The 674-nt window shown below is 66.5% G+C and carries 2 protein-coding genes; both read right to left on the reverse strand.

Annotated elements, in window-relative coordinates; all coding sequences use genetic code 11:
• Positions 1–311 (reverse strand): hypothetical protein (locus ACTQY5_RS10980; protein ID WP_441369206.1); only part of this gene is annotated, 311 nt, incomplete at its 3' end.
• A partial coding sequence (locus tag ACTQY5_RS10985; RefSeq protein WP_441369207.1) for a hypothetical protein occupies positions 281–674 on the reverse strand: 394 nt, incomplete at its 5' end. The genes ACTQY5_RS10980 and ACTQY5_RS10985, both read right to left, overlap by 31 nt.

The following is a 674-nucleotide window of genomic DNA, read 5'->3' on the forward strand; positions in this document are numbered from 1 at the left end:
GCTGCCACACGATCAGCCCACTCGGTGTAGGCCGGGTCGATGACCTCAGCCAGTCCTGTCACGATTCGCGACGCAGACTCGCCGAGTACATCCACCTGGAGCTTCGTCGCGGCGATCGTGGTCGCCTGAGCGAGGGTGGTGGCTCCTGCGGCTGCCGCCTGCAAGGCGGCGGAAGCTCGGTCCCACCAGTGCGCCGCGCCGATGGTGTCGACGTCGGCGGAGTCGAGCAGCGCTGACAGCCACTGTCGAGTGGCGTCGAGCAGGGTGTCGGTATGGTCGGTCAGTGCATGGTTCCTTTCGTGATGGTCCACAGCGCGAGGTCGAGCAGTGGTGATCTGAGGTAGGGGGCGAGCGGGCGGGAGTGCTCCACCCATGCGGCGAGCTTGTCGGCGGTCGCGATACCGGACGGGTCTCCCGTGAGGACGGCTGACGCGGGGACTCCGAGACGGCGCAACTCCAGAGCGTGCCCGCGAACCATCATCCACTCATCCGGGGTGGATGTGACGGTGGTGGACTCCATCCGCATCTGCCACCGACCTGCCCCGGTGTTGACGTGGGCGTAGGGCAGGACATGTTTTTGTCCCGACACTGCGACGGTGACCAGCCACTCACCATCAGGCGGGGTGGCTAGGATGTCGGAGATGGGCGCTGGATTGGACCGGTTCAGCAGGGTC

The sequence above is a fragment of the Acidaminococcus sp. HCP3S3_H5 genome (genome assembly GCF_052122235.1).
In the GTDB taxonomy this organism is placed as follows: Bacteria; Bacillota; Negativicutes; order Acidaminococcales; family Acidaminococcaceae; genus Acidaminococcus.